General features: G+C 45.2%; 15 protein-coding genes. 8 read left to right on the top strand and 7 right to left on the bottom strand.

Features of this window, described 5'->3' with window-relative positions:
- The first annotated feature begins 21 nt into the window (after positions 1–21).
- The 6 genes from SPIGRAPES_RS05390 to SPIGRAPES_RS05365 all read left to right on the top strand — a co-directional run bounded on the left by SPIGRAPES_RS05390 (position 22) and on the right by SPIGRAPES_RS05365 (position 8862).
- The gene (locus SPIGRAPES_RS05390) at positions 22–1398 is read left to right on the top strand and encodes an undecaprenyl-phosphate glucose phosphotransferase (protein ID WP_014269759.1); all 1377 of its coding nucleotides are present in this window, start codon (positions 22–24) and stop codon (positions 1396–1398) included.
- An 18-nt stretch (positions 1399–1416) separates the two neighbouring features.
- Complete coding sequence (locus SPIGRAPES_RS05385; RefSeq protein ID WP_014269758.1) at positions 1417–2241, top strand: DUF6675 family protein; 825 nt, start codon at positions 1417–1419, stop codon at positions 2239–2241.
- Positions 2242–2256: 15 nt separating this feature from the next.
- Positions 2257–4239, top strand: a complete 1983-nt coding sequence (locus tag SPIGRAPES_RS05380) for a hypothetical protein (protein ID WP_014269757.1) — start codon at positions 2257–2259, stop codon at positions 4237–4239.
- Between the two features lie 20 nt (positions 4240–4259).
- Positions 4260–5027: a glycosyltransferase family 2 protein gene (locus SPIGRAPES_RS05375; protein ID WP_014269756.1), complete on the top strand. Its 768-nt coding sequence runs from the start codon at positions 4260–4262 to the stop codon at positions 5025–5027.
- 325 nt (positions 5028–5352) lie between these two features.
- Entirely contained in the window at positions 5353–7035 is a 1683-nt protein-coding gene (locus tag SPIGRAPES_RS05370; RefSeq protein WP_014269755.1) for a hypothetical protein, read from the top strand.
- Between the two features lie 36 nt (positions 7036–7071).
- Positions 7072–8862, top strand: a complete 1791-nt coding sequence (locus tag SPIGRAPES_RS05365; RefSeq protein ID WP_014269754.1) for a hypothetical protein — start codon at positions 7072–7074, stop codon at positions 8860–8862.
- Here the strand turns inward: SPIGRAPES_RS05365 and SPIGRAPES_RS05360 are convergent.
- From SPIGRAPES_RS05360 to SPIGRAPES_RS05350, 3 genes are all read right to left on the bottom strand, one after another.
- Positions 8855–11197 carry an efflux RND transporter permease subunit gene (locus tag SPIGRAPES_RS05360; RefSeq protein WP_014269753.1) on the bottom strand — a complete coding sequence of 781 codons (2343 nt, stop codon included), beginning with the start codon at positions 11195–11197 and terminating at the stop codon, positions 8855–8857. The genes SPIGRAPES_RS05365 and SPIGRAPES_RS05360 overlap by 8 nt on opposite strands.
- Positions 11198–11281: 84 nt before the next feature.
- On the bottom strand, positions 11282–12427 hold the full coding sequence (locus SPIGRAPES_RS05355) for a glycosyltransferase family protein (RefSeq protein ID WP_014269752.1): 1146 nt from the start codon (positions 12425–12427) through the stop codon (positions 11282–11284).
- A gap of 80 nt (positions 12428–12507) precedes the next feature.
- Positions 12508–13626: a glycosyltransferase family protein gene (locus SPIGRAPES_RS05350; protein ID WP_245535468.1), complete on the bottom strand. Its 1119-nt coding sequence runs from the start codon at positions 13624–13626 to the stop codon at positions 12508–12510.
- Positions 13627–13857: 231 nt separating this feature from the next.
- Between SPIGRAPES_RS05350 and SPIGRAPES_RS05345 the strand changes: the two genes are divergently transcribed.
- Positions 13858–15024: a glycosyltransferase gene (locus tag SPIGRAPES_RS05345; RefSeq protein WP_014269750.1), complete on the top strand. Its 1167-nt coding sequence runs from the start codon at positions 13858–13860 to the stop codon at positions 15022–15024.
- Positions 15025–15064: 40 nt separating this feature from the next.
- Here the strand turns inward: SPIGRAPES_RS05345 and SPIGRAPES_RS05340 are convergent, their stop codons facing one another.
- Entirely contained in the window at positions 15065–17503 is a 2439-nt protein-coding gene (locus tag SPIGRAPES_RS05340) for an efflux RND transporter permease subunit (protein ID WP_014269749.1), read from the bottom strand.
- Positions 17504–17789: 286 nt separating this feature from the next.
- Between SPIGRAPES_RS05340 and SPIGRAPES_RS05330 the strand changes: the two genes are divergently transcribed.
- Positions 17790–19241: a lipopolysaccharide biosynthesis protein gene (locus SPIGRAPES_RS05330; RefSeq protein WP_155816659.1), complete on the top strand. Its 1452-nt coding sequence runs from the start codon at positions 17790–17792 to the stop codon at positions 19239–19241.
- A 57-nt stretch (positions 19242–19298) separates the two neighbouring features.
- Here the strand turns inward: SPIGRAPES_RS05330 and SPIGRAPES_RS05325 are convergent, their stop codons facing one another.
- The 3 genes from SPIGRAPES_RS05325 to SPIGRAPES_RS05315 all read right to left on the bottom strand — a co-directional run bounded on the left by SPIGRAPES_RS05325 (position 19299) and on the right by SPIGRAPES_RS05315 (position 23493).
- Positions 19299–21212, bottom strand: a complete 1914-nt coding sequence (locus tag SPIGRAPES_RS05325) for a DEAD/DEAH box helicase (protein ID WP_014269746.1) — start codon at positions 21210–21212, stop codon at positions 19299–19301.
- Between the two features lie 126 nt (positions 21213–21338).
- The gene (locus SPIGRAPES_RS05320; protein WP_014269745.1) at positions 21339–22379 is read right to left on the bottom strand and encodes a DUF2804 domain-containing protein; all 1041 of its coding nucleotides are present in this window, start codon (positions 22377–22379) and stop codon (positions 21339–21341) included.
- 52 nt (positions 22380–22431) lie between these two features.
- On the bottom strand, positions 22432–23493 hold the full coding sequence (locus tag SPIGRAPES_RS05315; RefSeq protein ID WP_014269744.1) for a metallophosphoesterase: 1062 nt from the start codon (positions 23491–23493) through the stop codon (positions 22432–22434).

The raw sequence follows: 23493 nt of genomic DNA, 5'->3' as shown, positions 1-23493 counted from the left end.
TGTATTCGAAAAGGTAATGTAATGTTGAGAAGATTTAAACAGTCCTTGGTGATCGGAAAGATTATTGCCGATAGTATCGCTATCCTCGTCTCTTGGTTTCTTGCATATTATTTACGGTTTTACGTTCTTCCTGGTGGCCGGAGGGATTCCCTTTCACTTTTTCTAAGTCTTTCGGTGCTTGTTTTGGTTATGTTTTTCTTTTTCTTTAGCAAGAATAAGCTATATGACCAGACTCTGGACAGGTCTTGGAGGAAAGAAACCTCTTGGATTTTTACCAGTGCATTTCAGGTTTTTCTCTTATTGGTGGTAATCCTGTATTATTTCTTTCCGAGCAAAGTCAGTCGTATCACGATTGCCCTGTTTTTTATATTTGCGGTTTTTTTGCTCATCCTCGAACGTACGATTATTGCAGGCGCTATAAAAAAGGCGTACAGGAAAGGTCGTTTTACCCAGAGGGTATTGCTTGTCGGCTTTGGCGATAAACTCCAAGAATATCAGAAAGCATTGGTTCGGGTATGCGGTGCTGGGGTCAATATTGTGGGGCAATACGATAGCAAAGGTGTGTCTTTGCCCGGGTGTGCCCAGATTGAAGCAGCATCATTGCGTGAGGCAGTTACTAAGACCAAACCAGATAATGTGGTAATTGGATATCCTGGAAGGGAATATGACCGTCAACAGGAAATGGTTGCCCAGGGTTTGGATTTGCTTGAGCAAAAAGTTGCCTTGCTGCCATCAATTCCCGAGTCGTACATTGGAACGAAGATTTCTGACTTCCGATGGATTCCGATGTTACATCTCAATGCTGCCGAGATTGGGGTTTTTCAGCGATTTGAGAAGAGGCTTTTTGATATTACTTCCTGTTCTGTGGCTGTTTTACTGCTTTCTCCCGTTTTCTTGATTATTTCGATTCTCATTAAGATTAGCTCTCCAGGACCCATAATCTTCAAACAGAGGAGGGTGACGAGAGATGAAAAAGTATTTACTATGTATAAATTTAGAAGCATGCGTACCGATATGGCTGAAGGAGCTGTGCATTGGACAGAAGAAAATGACCCTAGGATTACCAAAATAGGCAGATTTCTTCGTCGTACGAGTCTGGATGAACTTCCCCAGTTGTTCAATGTCATCGGTGGTTCCATGAGTCTTATCGGTCCAAGGCCTGAACGTCCTGAACTAGTGGAACGGTTCAATAGTGAAATACCAGGATATAGGATGAGGCATCGTGCCAAGGCCGGGATTTCCGGCTGGGCTCAGGTTAATGGATGGAGAGGGAATACTTCCCTTGAAAGGCGTATTGAGTTTGATCTGTATTATATTCGCAACTGGAGTGCCTTGTTTGATATGAAGATTGTGTTTTTTACGTTCTTCAGAGGCTTCGTGAACGAAAATGCTTATTAATATCTGGAGATAGTTTTCATGCAAAAAAAATTGCTTGGTATTTGTTTTTTCTTGTTTTGTCTTCTCGCAACCCTAACGGCACTGCCTACATTGCAATCGGCTTTGCCTGATTTGGATGAGAAGACTCTCCAAATGCTTCTCGAGGGAGAAATCATCAGTGCAAAAACGCTGAATGGGGGGACCGTGAAGCAGTTGGCACCTGTCGGTTCAAAGGCCTATCAACAGGCTTTCGAGGCAGAAGCAAAGGAAAACAGCTTCTCCATTGCCGCGGTAAGCTATATCCCCTACCCAGATAATCTTAAGGATTTGGATAGTAACCAAAGGCAGCTGGTTGTTTTTAACAAGCTCAGGGCGCTTTCGACTCAGGTCGGTATTACCTATATTTCTCACAGGGCAGGGGATAAGCCAAAGGTTCTCATTGAAAAATGCTATTACATGGAGGATGATAAGAACCTCAATGTGCATCTTGCTGACCCTGTAGTTACCGAGTTTCCCTTGCATGCCGAAAGCTATGTGTACCAGAAGGATTCTACCTTCGGCGGGAACCGTTACCATCATATCTATACGAATAGCGAACAAGAGATTTTCGTAGAAATAAAGAATGTCAGTACCCTGAAGGTTTTCAATCTGATTACTGCGGTTCCAAAAGATAAGCTTGCCATGTCCATGGCAACCTATCAACTGGACAAGGGATTGCTTATATTCAGTTTATCGACTATCGACGACAAGGACCCCGAAATTAATATATTGGGCTATGTCGTCGACCTTCCATCTGCTTTCAGACGGAGGATTACAGCCTTGCAACAGTGGTTTTGGGAACAACTTAACGCAGAAACAAAGTAAGGGGAGCAAGGGAAAATGAAAAAATCAGGTGTTCTGAAAAAAGTGCTTTTCGGTTTCGTTTTGGTGCTATTGGTTGTAGCTCCTCTCTCTGCAGCTATCCACTCCTCCGTCCCCATAGGGCATAGGGTCTACCGGCTTCTCGATGTGGCCGAAATACGTGGTTTGATCGACAGGCAGGTTGCAACAAGGCCCTATAGTGCAGATAAAATCATGAGACTGCTTACTGAAATCCAGGAACAGGGAGACCGTATCTCTTCGGCAGAGAACCAAGAGATTACTGCCTTGCTCGCTGAATTTACCCTGGCCTATGGCAAGGCAGAACATGGCTTTGATGAAGTCCTTTCTACTGGATTTATCAGAACGTATGATGAGAAAAGAAATATCGGTGCATCCATGGGGGTTGAATTAACTACTTCACAGACATTCCTCCTTGGGACCAATGAATATGACTCCCGCAATTCCGTTTTGGCTTTTCTCAAGGGTGATCTTGGGGATACTATTTCCCTGAATATGAATTTCGGATTGTTGGTAGACAAGATAAACAACCGGGTTTTCCTTCCCACTGAATTTACGATCCCCTGCGAAGGTTTCTATATGCAATTGCTTGATGGGGGATCCCAGCTGACTACTCTGCCTGCACTTGATTTCTATTCAGGCTTGTCGATGTTTCCAGAACTCTCAGCTTCCTTTCTCGGCGGAGATGTAAACCTTCGGTGGGGTTCCATACGAAGAGACTGGGGTCCTGGTTTAAACAATTTGTTGATTTCAGGTTCTGCGCGGACAATCGATGGGGTAGAGGCCGAGGTTGAGCTTTCCCATTGGCTCAGGTATTCGGTGATGACAGGCTCTTTGGGGATTTTTTCTCTCGACACAATTGATGGTGATGCGTTCTTCTCTGATTGGATGCATGATAAATCAAATTACCGGTTTGATAACAACATCAGTTCCCACCGGGTCGAAGTTGATCTTCTGCCGAATCTTACGTTTTCCCTGTATGAGTCGGTTGTCTGGAAAAAACGTTTTGAGTTAGGGTATCTCAACCCACTGGCTGTCTATATGTTCGAACAGAACACCCTTGGCGATTTGGATGATGTTTTAGCCGGCCTTGATGTGAATTATACCATTGCTGGAAAAGCAAGGTTCTATGGGGCTTTAGCCGCGTCCGAAATGCATGATATCGGAAGCTTGAAAACCATGCTTACCGCCCCGAGGAATATCATGGCCATGCAAGCAGGCGTGGTAATCCCTCTTGCCCTAGGTTCTTTTTCTGCTTTGACTTTCCAATGGACCTATATTGCCCCGTTCTTCTATTCGCATTATCCGACCATGGAGAAGGTAGCCACGATTGATGTTCCAGCGGTTTCGTCTGAAGCTATTACCACAGATAGGGGAAATACAATTACACCCATTTCCCCGAGTTCGGTCACTGTACAGACGGTCCGTGGTGAAAAACATGACGCTGAGGAAGAAACCTTGGTCTTTAGTGGAGATGGTACAAGGTTTACCTCCGATGGCCGAATCAAGATTGTAAGAAAGGATGGGCAGTACTCCATATATGAGACCACTACAGAGTCCTCTTATGTGAACAAAGGGGAGCCCATCGGGTATCCTCTCAACCCCAACTCCCAGGAATTCCTGCTACAACTCGATATGGCTTTTGAAAAAGGTTGGACTACCTGTTCTACGGTGAAGTATCAGGCTCGTAGTGGCCAGTATGGATATGATATCGCCCAGTACATGTTCTATGAGCATTACGGGGACTACCCGGCAAAGGCATTCTGGTCAAATATCTTCGAGCATGCGCTTACATTGCAACTGGAAGTGAACAAAAAACTACCCGATATGCCAATAGAAATGAATGCAGCCTATCGGTTCACTACAACTTGGGCAAGGGATATTGTCAGCAGTGATCCTGATGGTATGAACACAGTTTTCTCTGCTTGGAATGACCCCGTGTATGATAATGCTTTGACAGTAGGAGCCAAAATATTCTTCTAGTGGCCAAGGAGGTCTGCGCAATGGAAAACGAGATGCTTTGTTCAGTAATTGTTCCCGCCTACAACTGTGAACATACGCTTTGTGAAAGTGTTGAATCTGCACTTGCCCAGACCTATTCCAATCTGGAAATCCTAATTGTCGATGACTGTTCCTCTGACAATACTGCTTTAGTCATGCAGGAGTTGGCAGCCAGGGATAAACGGGTCCGATGCATCTCCCTTTCGCAAAACGGCGGGGTTGCAGAGGCCCGGAACAAGGCCTTTGCGGAGGCAAAGGGCTTGTATTGTGCATTCCTTGACAGCGATGATCTCTGGGCACCCCAGAAGATTGAGACCCAGATAGCGCTTTTAGAGAAAGGTCTCGGTGATTTCTCGTATAGTTCCTATTCTTTCATAAATGGAGAGGGAACAGAGATTGGCAAGGCCAAGCTGGTGCCTGATTCCTGTACGTTGTCTGATTTACTCAAAGAAAACTTTATACTCTGTTCCTCCGTGGTAATGAAAACAGAAATTTGTAAATTCTATGCAATGGATGGAACGTTTTCCCATGAGGATTTTGTCTACTGGTTGACTCTATTGCGGGAAGGGTTCAAAGCCATTGGGTATACTTCCCCTTTGGTTAAGTATAGGGTGTACGAGAAAAATCGCTCAGGTAATAAAGTGAAGGCTGCACATGATCGATGGATTGTCTATCGTCAATTTCTCAATCTGGACATAGCGCGGTCATGCGGATATTTCCTTTCCTATACATTCCATGGACTTCTCAAATATTCCAGGCTCAAAAAATAGCACTTTATGTAAAATTCCTTTTACCTTGTTGTAATTATGTGCAATCTGTATTGTTGTCATACATGGAAGCATATTGAAAGATCTGATTATAGGCTCAGTTTCTTTGAATGTATCTTTTTGTTTTTAAGAGGAAACATTTGTTTCTTGAATAGAAAGAAAAAGGTTTTTCAATGGCATTGGGATGAGGGGAAGAGGCTTGCATTTTGTTTACTAGTTTGAAGTATTGTAAGAAATACCGTGCAATTGACACATCCGGTGAATCCTACTATCCTACTAGCCTGCTTTAGTTACATATAAAAATTATATAAGTTTTTTAAGAGGTTTTATGCATAGGCGATTTATAAGAATTGGTATTGTTTGCCTTGTTTTTCTCTTTTTTCTATCTCCCCTTTTTGCAGGAGAGGCTTTGGTCTCTACTGACCAGGTAACTGGCTATACTATAGCTTCCTATACTTTCAACGTAAAAGGTAAAACCAAGGAATTTGCACTGAGAAATGCAATAGTACCAGAAAAGGAGCCTGTATTCCTTTCAATAGAGGCCTTAGTTGAAAACTTGGATGCAAAGAAACAAACCCTAGACAATAAGCGAATATTCAGCGAAGTTTCCTACACCTATCAACTTGCCTCCTATGCGAAGGGTGTTGCCTACTATGATGTTCATTTCAGTATAGATGACGCTTTTACCATGCTTCCTCTTCCCTATGCCAAATATGACAATGATACTACCGGGTTGCGCATCGGTATGAAATTGTATGATAAGAATCTATTCGGGACTTTTGCTGACCTGTATATGGTCGGGCATATTTCACAGGGTAACGGTGGTCTGAGTGGCTGGGACAACAGGGAAGATTATCTGGAAATGACGGTTTCATCATTACCTGTCGGCTCTTCCTTTCTTGATTTCTCCTTCGATTACAGCAATACGAAGAATAGCGATTCCTCCGGTGATTTTTCCTTCGATATTGACTGGAAGAATTTACACCTGTTTGGTATTCCCTTCAGCATAAATCCTTCGGCAACCTTCAATCCGTCTTCAGATTACCAGACCTGGAATCCCACTACCCTTGAATTGATAACCAACCTCGGTCCTTTTATCCAGTCTGAGGCACTCTATTCCTTATCTAACCAGATAACCTATACGGCAAGTTCAGAGAATATCTATACGTTGACCTACCTCAGGCAACACAATCTGTCTCTCTTTTCCCATCCCATCGATTTTAATATCTCCGCTGAGACGAACGCTACGATTGGAGATGAGACAATCTCCTCATTAGATCTGGGAACAACCCTGGGTACTGGGTTTTCACTTCCGCTGAGTTTTTCACTCTATTCTTCCCTTGGGGCATTTCTGCATTATGATCCCTCTTTGAACCCGATCGGGTATTCCTACCTGTTTTCTTCCAACCTGAGCAGATCGAAGATCAATTGGCAAGGGAATTTCCGAAAGGGCTACTCTGCTTCGCTAACCTATACCACCGACATCTATCCACAAGAAGAGTATGCATCCAGCCAGTATTGGCAACTCGAAGGTCATGCAACCTGGTTTTTATTTGCTTCCAAACACTTCAATCCTTCAGTCCGTTTTACAGGGTTTGTTTCCGATACCAAGAAGGCTTTCCTCCCTTCCGACTCAGATGAAAACCTAGCTGATTATTTCAGGGGGATTTTGCATAGCAACAAATTACTCTCTGCAGACAGTGATACCTATGTTGCAGTGTTGAATATGAACCTTTCCATGACGTTCATTACCTTGAAGAACTTCGCCCATACCTATGCTTCCCCCTTTATGGATATAGGGGTGCTCAATGATCCTGATAGCGTAGGAAAACCTTTGGTTTTGGCTACCGCAGGGGCCGAGGGCTATGTTATATTTGACAAGTTCCCAAGTTTCCCCATACGGGGGTCTTTAGGGGTAAATCTCCAAGATGTAAAGAAGGCAATTGACCATGAAATTTCCATGCATGATGTTGAGTTCGAGATTTCTATCGGGATGGGGTTGTTCTTCTAGGAACGTAACGAGCAATTTTTACTCTGGCGGTTTGCAATGAAACAGCAGAGGGTTTCTTTTTGCATTTTGGTGTTCCTGCTTTCAACTGTTTCTTTGTTTGCTGCGAGGGAAGTGAATTCACAGAAAATCTATCCTGTAGATTCTCCCTTCTATGAGGCATTGGAATACCTGTATATCTCACAAGGCCTTTCTTTGCCTTCTACAGCAGGACCTTGGAGTGGGGATGAGCTTTCGTTAATGCTTAGCCGCATTGAAAAGAGCAAGCTCAACGCAGATGAGAGAACAACCTATCAGTATGTTTCCACGGAATTGGGGGCATCGCTGCCTTCCTTCTCTATAGGAGCTACCGTAGCCCTTGAGTCCTACCTCCATACCAACATTACCGATTTCACTGAAAACAATGATTGGTATTACAACTACGACAAGCGTTCACCCCTTGTGTCCGTACCCTTGGAAATCTCCCTTGCCGGCAAATTCTATGCCTTTTCCGATATCGAGCTGAAAAACAAGAAATATAATGCTTTCGAGAATCCTGTAAACGGATCTTCTTCGCTCTACGGTACCTATGCAATCACGACAAATGCCTATAACTTCTGGCAGGATGAGCCCCTTTCCCTTGATGGGAATGTGCCCTACCGAGCTTTTGCCTCTTTCGGGGGTGAAGGTTGGGGATTTGAAATAGGAAGAGACCAATTGTCCTGGGGGCCCGGAACTACCGGTAACTTCCTTTTGGGTAAGCAGGTAGAATATCATAACCAAGGCAGGTTCACTGCCTACGGCAAGAATTTCAAATATACCTTTGTGACTTCGTTTTTCCCCCATCCGGATGAAATCTGGGACAGCAACCAGAATGGTATTGATGATAATTCTTCAGAAGAGACAACTGCTGCCGAAGCTGCTGCCATAGCTGCTTTGGGGTTAGGTGTCGATGTTTCTACTTTGTATACCGCTCCTTCCAGCTATTCCCAGGGGCGTTCCCTGGTTGGCTTGAAAATGTTCATGGCCCACCGGTTTGAGTGGAGACTGTTTGACAACAAACTTGGCATTGCCCTTAATGAAGGGATTATGTACCAGAGTGAAGAGGGGAATCTTGATTTACGGGTGCTCAATCCCTTCATGATCTACCATAACTATGTTATCAGGAGTAATGCAAACTCTATTGCTTCCCTTGAACTCGATTATACGCCTTTTCAATTCTGGAATATCTATTCTCAGCTCGTTGTCGATGAATATGCCTTTGGGAGCGTTGAGCAGAACCTGCCAAGCGGCAGGCACCCCAATGCAGTCGGCTTTATGTTCGGGGTCAAAACAGTCCGTCCGGCGTTTGGGGGAATGTTCTACGCAAACCTTGAGGGAGTCTATACCGATCCCTATCTTTATCTGAGAAGTGAAGACGGCGACTCCAATCAATCAAATGCAGATTCAAGCGATACCTTGAACTTTGTAGTTGCAATTAGACGTTGGCTTTCTTCTCCCGATAGGGTGATCTATGACCAGAGCTACATGGGGTATCAATACGGTGGAGATTCGATTGTTGGAAACCTGGTAGCCGGGTTTAAGAAATATAACGACTGGTCAATGGAGGGACGGCTCTTTGCTATGGTAGATGGGCCTCTTACCATGGACAGTCTTTGGGAAAAAGATAGAGACGGCCTATCCCCGTCAGGCAATAGCATCCTGGCATTCAATCTGGGAGTTTCGGGTTCCAAGATGCTTTCCAGTAAGTGGGAGCTAACTGGGGGTATTGATTTCCTTTCGGTTTATAACGATTCTACCTTTTCTCATGATTTGCAACTGAATATGGGGATGAGCTACTGTTTCAAATAGCTTTCTGTTTTCTTTTTTCGATTGCATGTTTGCATATATGAAAGGCAATCATGCAAGACGGTAGGGTGAAGAGCGTTGAAAGGGTAGTTGTCAGCAAGGCGATTGCCAGTAAAAGGCCGAAATATTGAATGGGCGCAAAGCTGGCAAGGGTCAATACAAGCATGCCCAATATGATTGAACTGCTGGTAAGTACTATCGGGCGTCCTGTCTCTTGGAGGGTATGCTCAATGATTACCCTCAGCGGTTGATTGGGATGTCTGTTTTTGCGGTTGTTGAAACGCACAAGGAAGTGAATGGCGTTATCTACTCCTGTTCCCACAGTAACCGAGGCAAAAATACTGGTCACTACATCGAAGGGAATATCCAACAGGTACATGATTGTATAGTTGCCCATGACCCCGGTAAGGATGGGGATGATAGCGAAGATACCGTAGAGCACAGAATGGAATTGAAAACAGACAATAAGGAATACCAGCAGGAACGAGATTATCATGGATTTCTGTTGGTCAGAGATAATCGTTTTGGTCAGCCGGGTCCCTTCAACCCCTACTCCCCAGTCAAGAACAGAAACGTCCTCGGGTAGCTTTGCGCTGTTGGCTTTCATTGCCTGTTCCAGATTCCTCACGCTGTTAATGCTTTGCCAACTCTGTTCAGCACTATCATAATACCGAACCGTAATAGTCATCTTCGTGGCATCTTCATTGATAAGTGCATTTATATTAGCATTCTTCGCTTGGTTTTTTATCACAGTCATCAATCGGGAAAGCATAAGAATGAGTCCAGGGCTATCGGGGATTTCTTCTTTTCCAGAATAGACTTTATTAAGGAAAGCCACATACTGGCTGAAGGATAATATTTGGTTTATATCCTCATCCTGCTGCACGAGAGACGTCTCGAACGAATAAATCTTCTCCAATATTTCCGGACGATAGAAATACCCTGCCTCGCCCTCAGGGGCTGTGAGCGTAATGTAATGGGGCTCTGTCCCTCCCATTTTCTTTGCAAAGGCAATGGCATCGTGGATTAACTGATCATCGGAGGGGTAATAGGCCATGTAGTCTGTCTTTACTGCGATTTTGTCCCGGGTATAGCCATACCCCGCAAGAACAAGAATCATCGAAAGAATGAATATCCACCAGAACCGAACGACTATGCGGCTGGTTATTTTTACCAATCTTGGGATAATGCCATGTTTGAATACATGCAGTTGCTTTGCCTTTGGCAGTGGCGTGATACTCAGCCAGGCAGGAATATAGGTCAAAGAGAGAATGGCACAATAGGAAATTCCCAAAGAAACCGCAATGCCAAGTTCCTTGAAAGCGGGAATCTGGCAACTCAGCAGGCTGAGAAACCCAAGGACAGTGGTCAGGCAGGCTGAGATAATGGTTTTGTTAATTCTTCCCAACGATTTTGCTAGTTCTAGCTGGAACGTTTCCTTGTTGTTGTTTCGGGAAAACGAGCGAAAGTATTCGCTGATAACATGGATTGAATAGGAAGACCCGAGTATGAGAACCATACAGGGGGTAATGATATTGACAATGGTCAACGAATACCCGAGCAAAGTCATTGTTCCCAGGGTCCAGATAATTCCGATAAGAGAGAGGGAGAAAGGAATCAGGACGGCACGTTTTGCCCTGAAGGACAAGTAATAAAGCACAAGGATGACTATCAGGCAAATACCTAGCAGAAGGGTAAGGTCATGGGAGAGATAGAAAGAGAGCCTGTCTTCGAATATCTGATTCCCAATAAGGTACACGGTTCCATAGGCATCCAATTGATGTACGATTTGCGATAGTTTGGTGTCAAAGGCTTTCTGTGAATTTTTAAGGTTTTTGACTTCAAAGAAAAACAGCAAGGCATCACTTTCAGGGGAACTGATCAGACCCCGTACCATGTCATCCGCTATGATTCGTTGCCTGAATACAGAGGCTTCTTCCTCACTCCAGGGTGAGCCTGCCTTATGGGGTGATAACGGAATGGTTGCCAGGCGGGTTCCTTTCTTTTGTATGGTAAAGAAAGAAAAAGGGGAGAGGCTATTTCCTATTTCCTCAAACTCCGCAATTTGTGTTGCAACCGCTTCTGTAGCCCCAAGGGCCTCCGGCGTGAAAATGTTGTTTCCCTCAATCATGAAGTAGAGGTTGTTTGGATACTCTTCCCTGCTGCCGAGAATTTCTTTTTTGATAGCTTCTTGTTCAGCATCCGGTGGAAGCAGATTCAAATAATCAGTGTCGAGATGAAGACGCGGAATAACCGCACCCATGGCAAGTGTTATTGCAAGGATGATTAGCAAAACCGCAGTATTATGCTTTTCAATGCCAAGAAATAATCGTTCCAAGCATATCTCCCCAAAAAGACTTTTATATGATTCTAACCAACCCTGGGTGGGTTGTAAAGAAAAGAATATTCTCCCTTGGAATTTTTAGCCCTTGTGATGACTTTTTTTGAGATGATATTCTTCAATATCGGAAATAATCATCTTTGCGAAAGCATCGCTGTCGAAAGTCATGGGGAGGGTAGAGAATCTCTGTGACATAATCTTCTGGGCATTTGTATCCTGATAATAGGATTGGAGAATGGATACCTGTTTCTTGACATCGTTCTCAGTCCATCCTACAGCATATAAAGCCATGAATTCCTTCGTCGGCAACGCGGTGTAGAGGAGCTCAGAGACTAGGAAAGGACGCTTGAGATACAATGATTCCATCAAGGCGTTAGCTCCCGCCTTGCCAGCTTGCACATCACAGGCACAGATATATTCATTGATATTATCTACGAATCCAGGAGTCCTCAAATTAAAATCCGGATGCTTCTTTCTGAAACGCTTGTAATTCTGGGCTGTCGATTTGCTGAGTTTTCCCACGGTTACTACCTGCCAGGGGAGCTTTCTCTTTACGACTTCCTCCAGGAAATCGGTATTTCCGATTCCTTCTCCCCCAAGATTCAAGAGCACCGTAAATTGATCCTTCAGACCGAGTTTTAACCGTGCTTCCTTTTGGGTTAAGGGGGTGAAGAGCTGGATAGAGCTTTTCAGCGGAAAAGGGCAGATTTTAATGGTATTTGCCGGTTGTCCATTATGGATTACAATGTCTCGTCCTATCTGCGTGCAAATATAGAGTTTGTCCAGCTGTGGGTTTACCCCGACTTTCAAATTGAAGAAAACATCGGCTGCATAGACAAAAACCGGAATATCCAAATGGAGTTTTTTTACGATCGGGGTAATGATATTGGCGCCTGCAAAATGGGTAATTACAATGCACTCAGGTTTTTCCCTGTCATACCATTCCTTGAAATCCTTTACCCCATGGAAATGGGTTGCCGCAAAACGAATAGACCGGGCATTTACCGGTACATCCGAATTTGAATCGACAACGTGTTCAAGTTTCGGAAAATGTAAAAGAAACCTCCAATTATGTTTGCTCATCCAGTTGAATACCGGGGCTTTGCAAACTAAAAGGAGATTTTCAACAATTGTAGCATGACCAAGTCTTTGAAAGGCGTCGGACAATGCAATGGCAGGGGTAAGGTGACCTTTCCCTGCGTCGACGTATAAAAACGCTATTCGCATGATTTTCCTATAATAAGTGATATATGTATAAACGACAAGTGCCTTTCGTGCCGACACTGAAATTTCCAAATCCTACAACACTATTTTCCTGCTTTGAACGCTTTGACATCCTCGAATATCATATGTATAAAGGCCTCGCTGTCAAACTGGAGGGGAAGCTGGCTGAATCGTTCACTCATCGCTATCTGCTCCTGTCTGTCCCCAAAATAGTGCTCGACGATATCGACCTGTTTTTTAACATTGTCTTCAACCCAGCCGACCTTGTGCTTGTTCAGAAAAGATCCGGTATCACGGGCAGCATACAAGAGATTTGAGACAAGGAAAGGCCGCTTGAGCGCCAAAGACTCCATCAAGGAATTGGCCCCTGCCTTCCCTGCCTGTATATCACAGGCATATATATACTCGCCTATATTGTCGACAAACCCCGGGGTCTTGAGATTGAAAAGGGGGTGTTTCTCCAGGAAAAGCGAGAATTTGAAAGCGGTAGTCATGGAGAGCTTACCCACAACGACAACTTGCCAGTTGAGACCTCTTTTTGCGACTTCTTCCAGGAAATCGGTATTCCCGATGCCTTCTCCCCCGAAGTTGAGCAAAACAGTGAAAGTGTCCTGCAAACCCAGTTTCTCTCGTGCTTCCTGTTTTGTAAGCGGCTTGAGTTTTTGGATTCCTGACTGCAGGGGAAACGGACATACCTTGACTTTGTCTGCCGGTTGCCCTTTTGCAATGACAAGTTCCTTGCCTATAAACGTCGGAATGTATAGCAGATCGATTGCCTTGTTGTATCCTGCCGTAGGATTGTTAAAAGCATCTGCCGCATAACTGAAAACGGGAATGTCCAACTTCAGCGACTGCACAATAGGAGTGATGATATTTCCCCCAAGGAAATTTGTGCAGACGATGAAGTCCGGCTTTGTCTTTTCATACCAGGCGAGGAAATGTTTCCGTACCTGGGTATGGACCGAAAAATATCTGATCAAGGCAGCACTTACCTTAGTATCGTCTATACTGTGGTTGATTCGTTCCAGTCTGGGGTGGTGCAACATGAACCGCCACTCATATTTGCAATACCATTCCCAGAAGGGAGCTTCGCAAATAACAAACAAATCCTCGACTGTAGCAACATGGCCTTCTCCGTTCATACTATCTGCGAGGGCTTTTGCCGGTACATAATGACCTTTCCCGGCATTTACATATATCATAGCAGCGCGCATGCATAATCCTTTTACTAGCTGGCATTCTGTTCTTGCCGTAATCGATGTATTACTGCAAACCAGTGCCTTTTGGGTTTCTTGAAAAAATCATATTTCTATGAGAAGGGTAACAGATTTTTAGTGTACTTGTCATGTATACTGACACAAATCATCTCACCTTGCTTGCATAGGGTTTTCAGCAAGTATACTGTGAGAATAAGGAAAGGAAGTTGATTTTCTATGAAGATACTTATTACTACAGAATTTTATTTTCCCATCGTAACTGGGGTGGCTACTGTTATAAGAAACCAATGTGACGTACTCCGTTCCCTAGGTCATGAGGTAAGGATTCTGGTAATCGGCCCTGAAAGAAAAACCTACTTTGAGGATAATATCTACCATATAAAGGCTAGCAGGGTACGCTTCTATCCAGACTCCTACAATACCTTTTTTTTCCATGACCCCATTGTAAAAAAGGTGATCGCCTGGAAACCCGATATCGTGCACTCCAACGGGGAATTTTTTTCCATGGTTTTTGCACGTCGGATTGTAAAAGAACTTTCCTGCCCGTTGATCCATACCTGTCATACCGATTTCCCCACCTATGGGAAGAACTATATAAAGAACCAGAAGGTTTGGGATTGGTTCATTGGAAGGGTTGTTCGTTCACGCTTGAAAACCGTTGATTGCATTATCAGCCCTTCCTCGAAGAACAGGGAAATGCTAAGAGGCTATGGAATCCAGAAGCCATTCGAACTGCTTCCGTCAGGGATCGATATTTCCAAATTTACACAGGACTTTCCCGAAAACGAACGGCAACGTATGCGTAAGGACTTTTCTTTCACCCCCGAGAATTTCGTATTCGTTTCCATCTGTCGCCTTGCTGCCGAAAAGAACATCAAGGAGACCATAGACCATTTTGCGGCACTTTCCCCGGTACAACCCCTTGCAAGGTTGTTGATTGTAGGGGGAGGAGCTGAGAGAGAAAATCTTGAAAGCCAAGTAAAAGCGTTGGGCCTTGAGAGCGTGATTAAATTCAGTGGTCCCATTGAACCGAGCCAGGTCTGGAAATACTACCGGCTAGCAGATTCCTTTGTCAGTTCCTCAGTCAGCGAGACCCAGCCTATGATAGCCATTGAAGCGATATCCAGTGGGTTGCCTTTGCTTTTCAGAAAAGATCCCTCGCTTGAATTTTCCCTTGAAGAAGGATTGAACGGATTCTCCTTCTGCAATGAAGAAGAATTTGTTCGTTATGCAACTGCTTTGGTATCGGACAAGGAACTCTGGAATCGTTTTCATGCCTATACGCTCGCAACTGCAAAAAAATTTTGCAGGGAAGTATGGGGAGAACATCTGTTAGCACTCTATGAAACCTATTTAGACAAACAGAAAAAGAAGCGGATGTAAGTCCTTCCGGTTCCTTTTCTGTTTGTATTGTCTGTCTGTACTAGGCTCTCCCGAATTTGTGCTTTAGCTTTTCGACCATCACGATTGCCGCAGGCATAATCAAGAGTGTCGATAGCATACAGTTTATCAGGGCAATGGCCATCAGGCTTCCAAAGTACTTGATCGGGGTATAGGAGGCAAAGGTAAACATCAACATTCCCGTTACTATGGAAAGGGTAGTCAGTATAATCGGACGACCGGTCTCTATGATGGTTTCGTGAAGCATCTGGCTGACCGGAAGGTGCTCCAGTTTCTGCTTTTCCCTGAAGCGAATGAGGAAATGGATTGCATCGTCTATACCTGCCCCGACAGCAACCGAAGCAAAGCTTACCGTAACCATATCGAAGGGGATGTCTAAAAAATACATGAAAATATAGTTTGCCATGACTCCTGTAAGGATCGGTATCATGGAATAGAAAGCACTGTACAAAGACTTAAAGGCAATGAGAACCACAATAAAGACGAGGAGATAACTTGCATAGGTGCTTGTTCTCTGGTCTGCGAGCAGGGTGTTTGAAAAACGCAAAGAGAGATGCGGATCTCCCCCGATGGAAACCTTTGTCCCGTCGGGAAGTAAAGGCAGGTAGTCTTTCAAGACCTTCTCTATCCGAGAAGAACTGCTGATAGTGCTTAGGTCTTTGTCTACCGAATCGTAGTTCTGGATTATCAAATTGAGAGTTGAAGCATCTCCATCGAGTATGGAACTCAAGTTCGTTCCAGTCTGTTTGCTCATGAGTACTACCATTCTGCTCAAGAGGTTCATCAGGCCTGAAGAAGTCGGTATCCCCTCTGTTCCGCTATAGACCTTGTTGGCAAAGCTGACATAGGACGAGAATGAAATGATCTGTTGGATGTCGTTGCTTTTTTCTCGTACAGTCTGCTCATACTGGTATACCTTTTCAAGGTTTCCTGCCTCGAGGAAGAAGTTTTTTGTACCTTCAGGTGCTTCAATCGTAACGATGAACGGGCTATCACCGCCCATTTTCTGGGCAAAATGCCTTGAACTCTGTCCAAATACATCTTTCTTTGGCAGATAGGACATGTAGTTTGTATTGATCCTGATATGGTCTTTCGTTACGACAAACCCAAAGATGACCACGATCCAGAGAAGGAAGAACACATACCAACGTTTGATAACCACTTCGCTCAGATAGGAAACCGATTTGGAAAGGAACCCATGGGAATAAGTCTTTACCTGATGTGGCTTGGGAGGGGTTACCATCGTAAGCAGTGCAGGAATATAGGTTGCCGCAAGGATTGCGCAGTAGGTAACCCCGATGCCGACGGCTACGCCGAATTCTCTCAGGGCAGGGGTTTTTGACAAGGTCAGGCTCAAAAAACCTATCACTGTGGTCAAGCAGGCCATGGCGATGGTTTTGAGTATCTTGCGTGTCGATTCTATAGGGGAAATCCCTTTGGTAAAATCAGAATAATATTCGCTTATCACATGGATGGCATAGGAAGAACCCAGGTTGAGAACCATACAGGGGGTTACTATGTTCACGATAGTGAGGCTATAGCCCAATAGTTTCATAGTACCGAGGGTCCAGATAATCCCTATCAGGGACATGGAGAAGGGGAGTAGCATGCTCCTCTTTGCCCTGAAGCTCAGGTAATAAACCAGAAGAATCGCAAGGCAACAGAGTCCTAATAGGGTTCCGAGGTCTTTGTTCAGGTAATACATCAACTTGTTGTTGATAACAGCCCCTCCGTTGATGGAAATCTGTATCCCTTTATCCCTGAGCGGTTGTAAAAGACTTGAAAGATGTGCTTCCTGCGCGGGGTCCAAAGAAGAAGTCCCAAAGGAGAACAGCATGCAGGTCAGGTCTTCACTGACCAGGTAATCAGAAATGATAGGGTCTTGTTCGGCCCTTTTTCTCAAGGTAGCTGCTTCCTCCTCAGTCCAGGGATCGGTTCCCCTGTGGGGGGAAAAGGGGACAGTCATTAACCGTGAGCCTTTTTTCTCCATGGTGACGAAACTCAGCAGGGAGGTGCTTTCTCCCAGTTCCCGTGTACTGCTAAGCTTGGCCATCGTGTTTTCGATCAAGGTGAGGTTTTCGGGTGTATAAAGGTCCTTCGATTCCACCATTACCAGATAGGTTGTGGTAGGGGGATAGTCCTCTTCCCCTTCGATGGATCCATTGAAGGGCTGGGCATCGGCTGAAAGAAGGTGGCCATTGCCTGAAGGGGTCAATACCTGAGTCTCGAGAATGCTAGGTGTTTCAGCTGTAGCCTCAACGGTCGGGGCAGGGAGTGTTGGGGTAGGGGTTGTTCCCCCACTATACTGTTCCTGCTCCCCGCCATTGGGGAGCAGACTCCCGTAGTCACCATTTAAGGTAAGGGAAGAAGCCTGGTAAAGAAAAAAGCAGGTAATGATGGCAATTATAACCAAAGTCAGCTTATTGTGTTTCCCGACAAGGGAAAGGAAATCTTTTTTCATGGTACTCCTTAAACAGGAAATGCCGGTTTATTCTTTACTTTGGAAAAGGGCAGAACTGCTTGGCAATCGACAGTATCATATCATAGCAGGCAAAGGAAATGGAACCCTTTGGAAATGGTGTTTTTTACGTGTTGAAAAAAGGAGAAAAGAGCTTGCATGTTTCGTGTTACAATTTTTACTTTCGGTTGTTTGCATGTAGGATGTTCAAATTCAAAAATGTATTTGTCAGGGAATCCTCAATTGTACGATTGACATAGCTTCTATGATTCGGAATGATTAACCCGCAGTGAATGATCGAGATGAAGGACCAAAATTAAAACTGTCATTGAAAAACGCAGTCAGGAAGTTTTCCTACTCCTTGTCGGCGAATGCAATGAGTGCAGTTGCTACTACCTCTATGGGGTTGTTGATACCCGCTTTCTTGGATGTTTCGCAGTTCGGCTACTGGCAACTGTATATATTCTACGTGGGTTATGCAATCTATTTCCATTTCGGATGGGCTGATGGCATGTATCTCCGTTATGGAGGCCAAAGTGCGAATGAGATTGACAGTGCTGTGGTTCACTCCCAGTTCTGGCTCTATTCCGTATTCGAATTCCTGCTGTTTTTGGGAATATCGTTCTACGCTTTGGTTTTTTTGAAACATCTGGATGAACGGCTTATACTATTTTGCGTTGGGTTGAATTGTCTTGTATATCTACCAAGGGTGATGCTCCAGTATCTTTTGCAGGGAATCGGGAGGATTAGCGAATATGCGCGTAATCTCGTCCATGAGCGTCTGCTCAATGTCGCCCTTATCCTTGTATTTCTGTTCACCGGAAGAAGGGAGTTCCATTATCTGATACTTGCCGACTTCCTGGCAAAGGGTGTTACCCTGTTTTGGCTGGGGTATCACTGTAGGGATATCCTGTTTACCAAGGGTGTTCCCCTCTCTGTAAGTCTTAAAGAGGCCAAGGAGAATCTGGGGGTAGGGTTCAAGCTTATGTTCGCCACGGTTGCCAGTATGTTGATCATTGGCATTGTCCAGTTTGCAGTTTCCAAGGAATGGGATATTGCTACCTTTGGCATGGTCTCCTTCGCTTTGGTTACCGCTCAGTCAATCGTGTTGTTTATCAACCAGATCAGCATGGTTCTCTTTCCGTTGCTTAAGCAAAGCGACCGATCGAAGCTTCCTGTCGTATTTCACACCATGGGGTCTTCCATATCATTTCCCGTTATATTGCTTCTGTTGGTTTTCTATCCTTTGCAACTCGGCTTGAATTATCTTCTTCCCCAGTATAAGGAAGGAATTTCCTATCTTGCCATCCTTTTTCCCATCTGCCTGTTTGAATCACGTACTTCGCTGTTGCTCAGTTCGTTCTTGAAGGCCTTCCGAAAGGAACAATCCATGTTGTGGATCAACCTGGCAATGGTGGTGCTTTCTGTGGTTTCGACGCTGATAACCATTGGGATATGCAAAGACATTACGTTGAGTCTTTTCTCGATTGTCATCTTGCTTTCCCTCAGGTGCATCATTGCAGACCTGTATGTCCAGCACCTGATGGCTCTCAACGATTACGGTGAGATTATACTGTTGGTAGTTTCTTCGGTTGTTTTTATCTATGCGAGTTGGATTGTCAAAGGGCTTTTGGGCTGGTGTATCTATCTGGGGTTTTTCCTGCTGGCTTTCTTGGTTCGACGCAAACAATATCTGTATAGCCTGCAAATAATCGGCCAGTCACTGAAAACCAGAATCTAGATGATAGCTAGTATAAAAAGGCACCCCGCGGGGTGCCTTTCTTGCATCAATTGCAATTTACCATTTCTTGCCATTACTGTTGGACCGTGACTTGGGGAATGCTTTCCCCTTTCCTGATCCTGAGTACATTCCATGGGGACGGCTGGAGCCTTCACTGCGATACGGGCGTTCAGAGCCTTCATCGCTTCGGCTTCGTTCGTCTTCTCCGCCATGGGTGTCCCGGCCGTAGGGCTGGTAGTCGTCACGGGAACGTCTGCCTCCACCACCACGGGGACGGTCTTCATAACCACCGCGTCCACTTCTGGCCGGACGATCATCATACCTGGTTCTTCCAGAAAGGTTTTTCCCGTTTGGATTATCAGGTTTAGCCCTGGTAATAAGGGGCCTTCCCTCAGAACTCCGGTCAGAGAAAGTCTGGAGGATTCTCTCAGCCACCTGCAAGGGAGCAGAGACAAAAGAGAAGTCATCACGAACCGATACATCCTGGAGGTCCTGGTCGCGTGCACCTACCTGCTCGATGAGGTAATCAATAAGTCTGCGTTTGTCCAAGCCATCTTTGCGTCCCCGTGCAATGAACAAGCGGGTAAAACCGGCTTCTTCGGAATAACGGGAATCTCGTCTCTGTTCGCGATCTCCGCCACCTTGTCCGATGTTCTTGTACTTGGCTTCGTCAAGTTCATCTTTGTAGAAGTGGTTGAGCAAAGTCAAAACAACCTGTTCGGGGGTATTGTCTTCCAGAAGCTGTTGGGCAAGGGGAAGGAAGGTATCGTTCGGATCGTGTTCCTCAGCAAGGATTTCAGTCAATTTGCTTAAAATCCTGGCACGTTTGATTCCGATAATCTCGGAAGCCTCGGGAACCGATTCCCTACGGATATCGTTCTTGGATACTTTTTTGATAAAGGCGAAACGATTGAACTCACGTGGGCCGACAAAGGTAATGGCTACACCCTTTTTACCTGCACGACCGGTACGTCCAACACGGTGGATGTATGATTCCGGATCTTCAGGCAATGAGTAGTTGATTACATGGGTCAAATCGGAGATGTCGATTCCTCGTGCGGCTACATCGGTAGCTACTACGATGCTAATCGTACGATTCTTCATCTTTTGGAGAATCAATTCACGTTGTTTCTGTGAAAGGTCTCCATGTAAAGGTTCTGCATCATAACCACGGGCATTGAGCTTCTGTCCAATTTCATCACACTGGACTTTTGTCCGGCAGAAGATAAGGCCATAGAAATCCTCTTCCATGTCTATGATTCTGGTCAAAGCCTCAAACTTGTCACCTTCACGGACTTCGAAATAAATCTGGTCGGTAAGGTTGCTCGTGTTTATATCCTGCTGGATCTGCACAAATTCAGGATTTCTCATGAACTTTTCTGCAAGGCGCTTGATAGGGGCAGGCATTGTGGCAGAGAAACAAAGCATTCGCTTTTCTACCGGGGTCTGCTTGAGCACTTCCTCGATATCATCGACAAAGCCCATGTCTAACATTTCATCGGCTTCATCGAGAACTACAAACTTCAAGTGCTCGAGATTGAGAGAACCCCTTCTCAAATGGTCAAGGATACGACCGGGGGTTCCTACGACAACATGTACACCCCTGCGTAATTTGCGAAGCTGCAAATCCATGGAAGCACCGCCATATACTGCGGCAATTTCAAGGCGTCTATTTCCTTTTAGGGAATTGATTTCTTCGGCGTTCTGAACGGCAAGTTCCCTTGTCGGAGCGAGAATCAAAGCTTGTACCTGGTATGCATTGGGGTCAACGATTTCTAGAATGGGAAGGCCAAAGGCGGCAGTTTTGCCTGTTCCTGTTTGTGCTTGGCCGATAACATCTACTTGGTCTTTGAGAAGAAGGGGAATACAGGCGGCCTGTATTTTTGTAGGTTCCTCGAACCCTTTCGCCTCAAGTGCTGCGATTGTTTGTGCGGACAATCCTAGTTCCGCAAAGTGGGTTAAATCTGGCATGGATCTCCTGTGATATATGTGGCTGAATTACCTAGTAATAGCCTCGAAAATAAGTGATACCTATCTAGTCTATACAAATGAGCAAGTTGTTTCAAGACAAAGGCATCGTATATTTTCCCCAATTATTTACCACCGGTTGGCCACATCTTCTGCAAACCCTGGAAAGGCATCGAGGAAAAGTTCAGTTTTGTCATCGAGAACAACCGTTCCCGAGAACCACCCGAATACTTGGTGCTGGTTTGATTTTATCACAATGAAGTCTGTGGTAGAAGCCCTGTCCACCGCAGGCTTGAAAGAAAGGTTGAACCTGTTGTCGTTGCTGCTGAATGTCCATGGTTCCCTATATCCTGTCTCGGGTATATGAAAAACAACATCATCGAGTTTATGTATCTTTCCATTATAGAACAAAACATTCTCGCTTGCACATGTTCTGTCGCTGAACCCGTATCCGATATTGAAACCGAAGGGGACATTTTCCAAAAGCCCTGATGCAGATCCCCAATACCAACGATTCTGGTAGGTCCATCTTCCTCTTCCCCAATCCAACACCCCCCAGGCATCCCCGTCCTGGAGGTGTTCCTGTTCCATTCCTCTTCGTATGGTACCCTTGGCAGGCATGCAGTTCACCTTCTCATTCAGGTAAAAGGCCTTGCGTTTTTCTTCCCAGCTCGTAGCGATATTCATGGTTTCCATATGAGGGTCCTGCGTCAAGGTTACAGATACATCCAGTCCCACGGAACCATCGGGAAGCTCAAGTGAAGGGCAGGCAAACAGCAGATGGCGCTGGGCACCTTTCTTAATGAACGCGAAACGTAGGGTTTTGTTTGCCCAGGAAATCTGGGAGTCTTCCGTTGATGTTTTGCTTAGGCCGAGCTTTCCAAAGGTCAGAAAAGAAATTGCATCCTTCTGGGCACAGGCTCCTCGGTTGAAGTCGATGTAGGAGAGGGCGAAAAGAGAAGCATAACCAAGGTCGCTCATTGTAGCGGTAACAGCGTACCCTTTGGCATGATTGACAATTGCATAATAGTCCCATTCCTTGATCTTCCAGGCCGTTGCCTTGATAGCCTTGCGGTCATAGGCAAACACAGGATGGCGTGCCCAGCCTGCTTCAACAAGATGTCCTTTTCGGTCAAGTAAGGGAATTGGTCTTTTCACTTCATGTTGCATTGGTCGCTCCTCAGACTATTGTAGCGCTGAAACCAAGAATTGCAACCAACGTTTACAGCTGCCAGTCATCAATAGTGTAGGTATGCATGGCAAAAGGGGTTTTATTACGGTAAAGCGTAAGGGTCTTTACCCCCTTGGGGAAATCAGAGGCGCCATAGGAACCATAGCTGGCACTACGCCCGGTTACCAGCTCTATTCCCTCCAGGTTCCCGGAGAAATCATTGAGATGGTCATGTCCGCAGAATGTCGCTACGGTGTCTCCATCCTCAACCATAGCTTCGAAGAAACCACTATTTTCAAGGGGTGCGTTGATTTTCGAATCGTGCTGGAGGCCCTCGGCCTTCCCGCTTTCCCAAAGTTCTTTATATTCGGGCAAGGGGATATGGAAGAACGTATAGAGAGGAACTTTTCCCAGTCCCTCTGATACCCACCGGTACCAAGCGACCTGTGAAGGATAGATGTAATCGGGTCCTATGCGCTTTGCATATGCCCTTGCATCGTGGGAATCGAGAAATACCAAAGCCTGTACAGGTTTTCCCTGTTCGGTGAGGGTAATGACATAGTTACTTTCACCTAGAACCCAGTCTTCGCCACTGCTGAACAAAGCATGGGGATATTCTGCAAGTTGGGAAGCGAGTTGTTTTCTGGTATACGTATATTCCCCGTCATGGTTTCCAAGGCAATATGCCCAATACTGTTTGTTTTTTTCCATAAAGGCGGCGAATTCTGAAAGCATGGCTTTCCCATTGAAACTGAATAATAAATCGCCTGTTATGACGGTAAGGTCAGGATCTGTTTCAGCGAAGGCTTTTTCAAGAAGCGAATATATCTTGTCCCTGTTTGCAAAGGGACCCCTTCTGAGATGAAAATCCGTTCCCCAGAGAATCGTGAATTTGCCATCCTCAGGATATTCGAGGGGAAAAGCATTCCCGGCTGTCTCCGCCTCTTTTTCAGAGTATGGGTGTTGGGGTATCTGAAACACTTCGGTTTCCCTGTCAACCGATTCGAAGGTTTTTGTGTTCAGCAACCGATCGATGACCGAATAGGAGAGAAACCCCAGGACAAGAAGAAGGCAAGCGAAAACTATGATAGATGTGCGGTGTTGATTTTTCAT

Source organism: Sphaerochaeta pleomorpha str. Grapes (genome assembly GCF_000236685.1).
In the GTDB taxonomy this organism is placed as follows: Bacteria; Spirochaetota; Spirochaetia; order Sphaerochaetales; family Sphaerochaetaceae; genus Sphaerochaeta; species Sphaerochaeta pleomorpha.
This window is presented reverse-complemented; position numbering and strand designations above follow the sequence as displayed.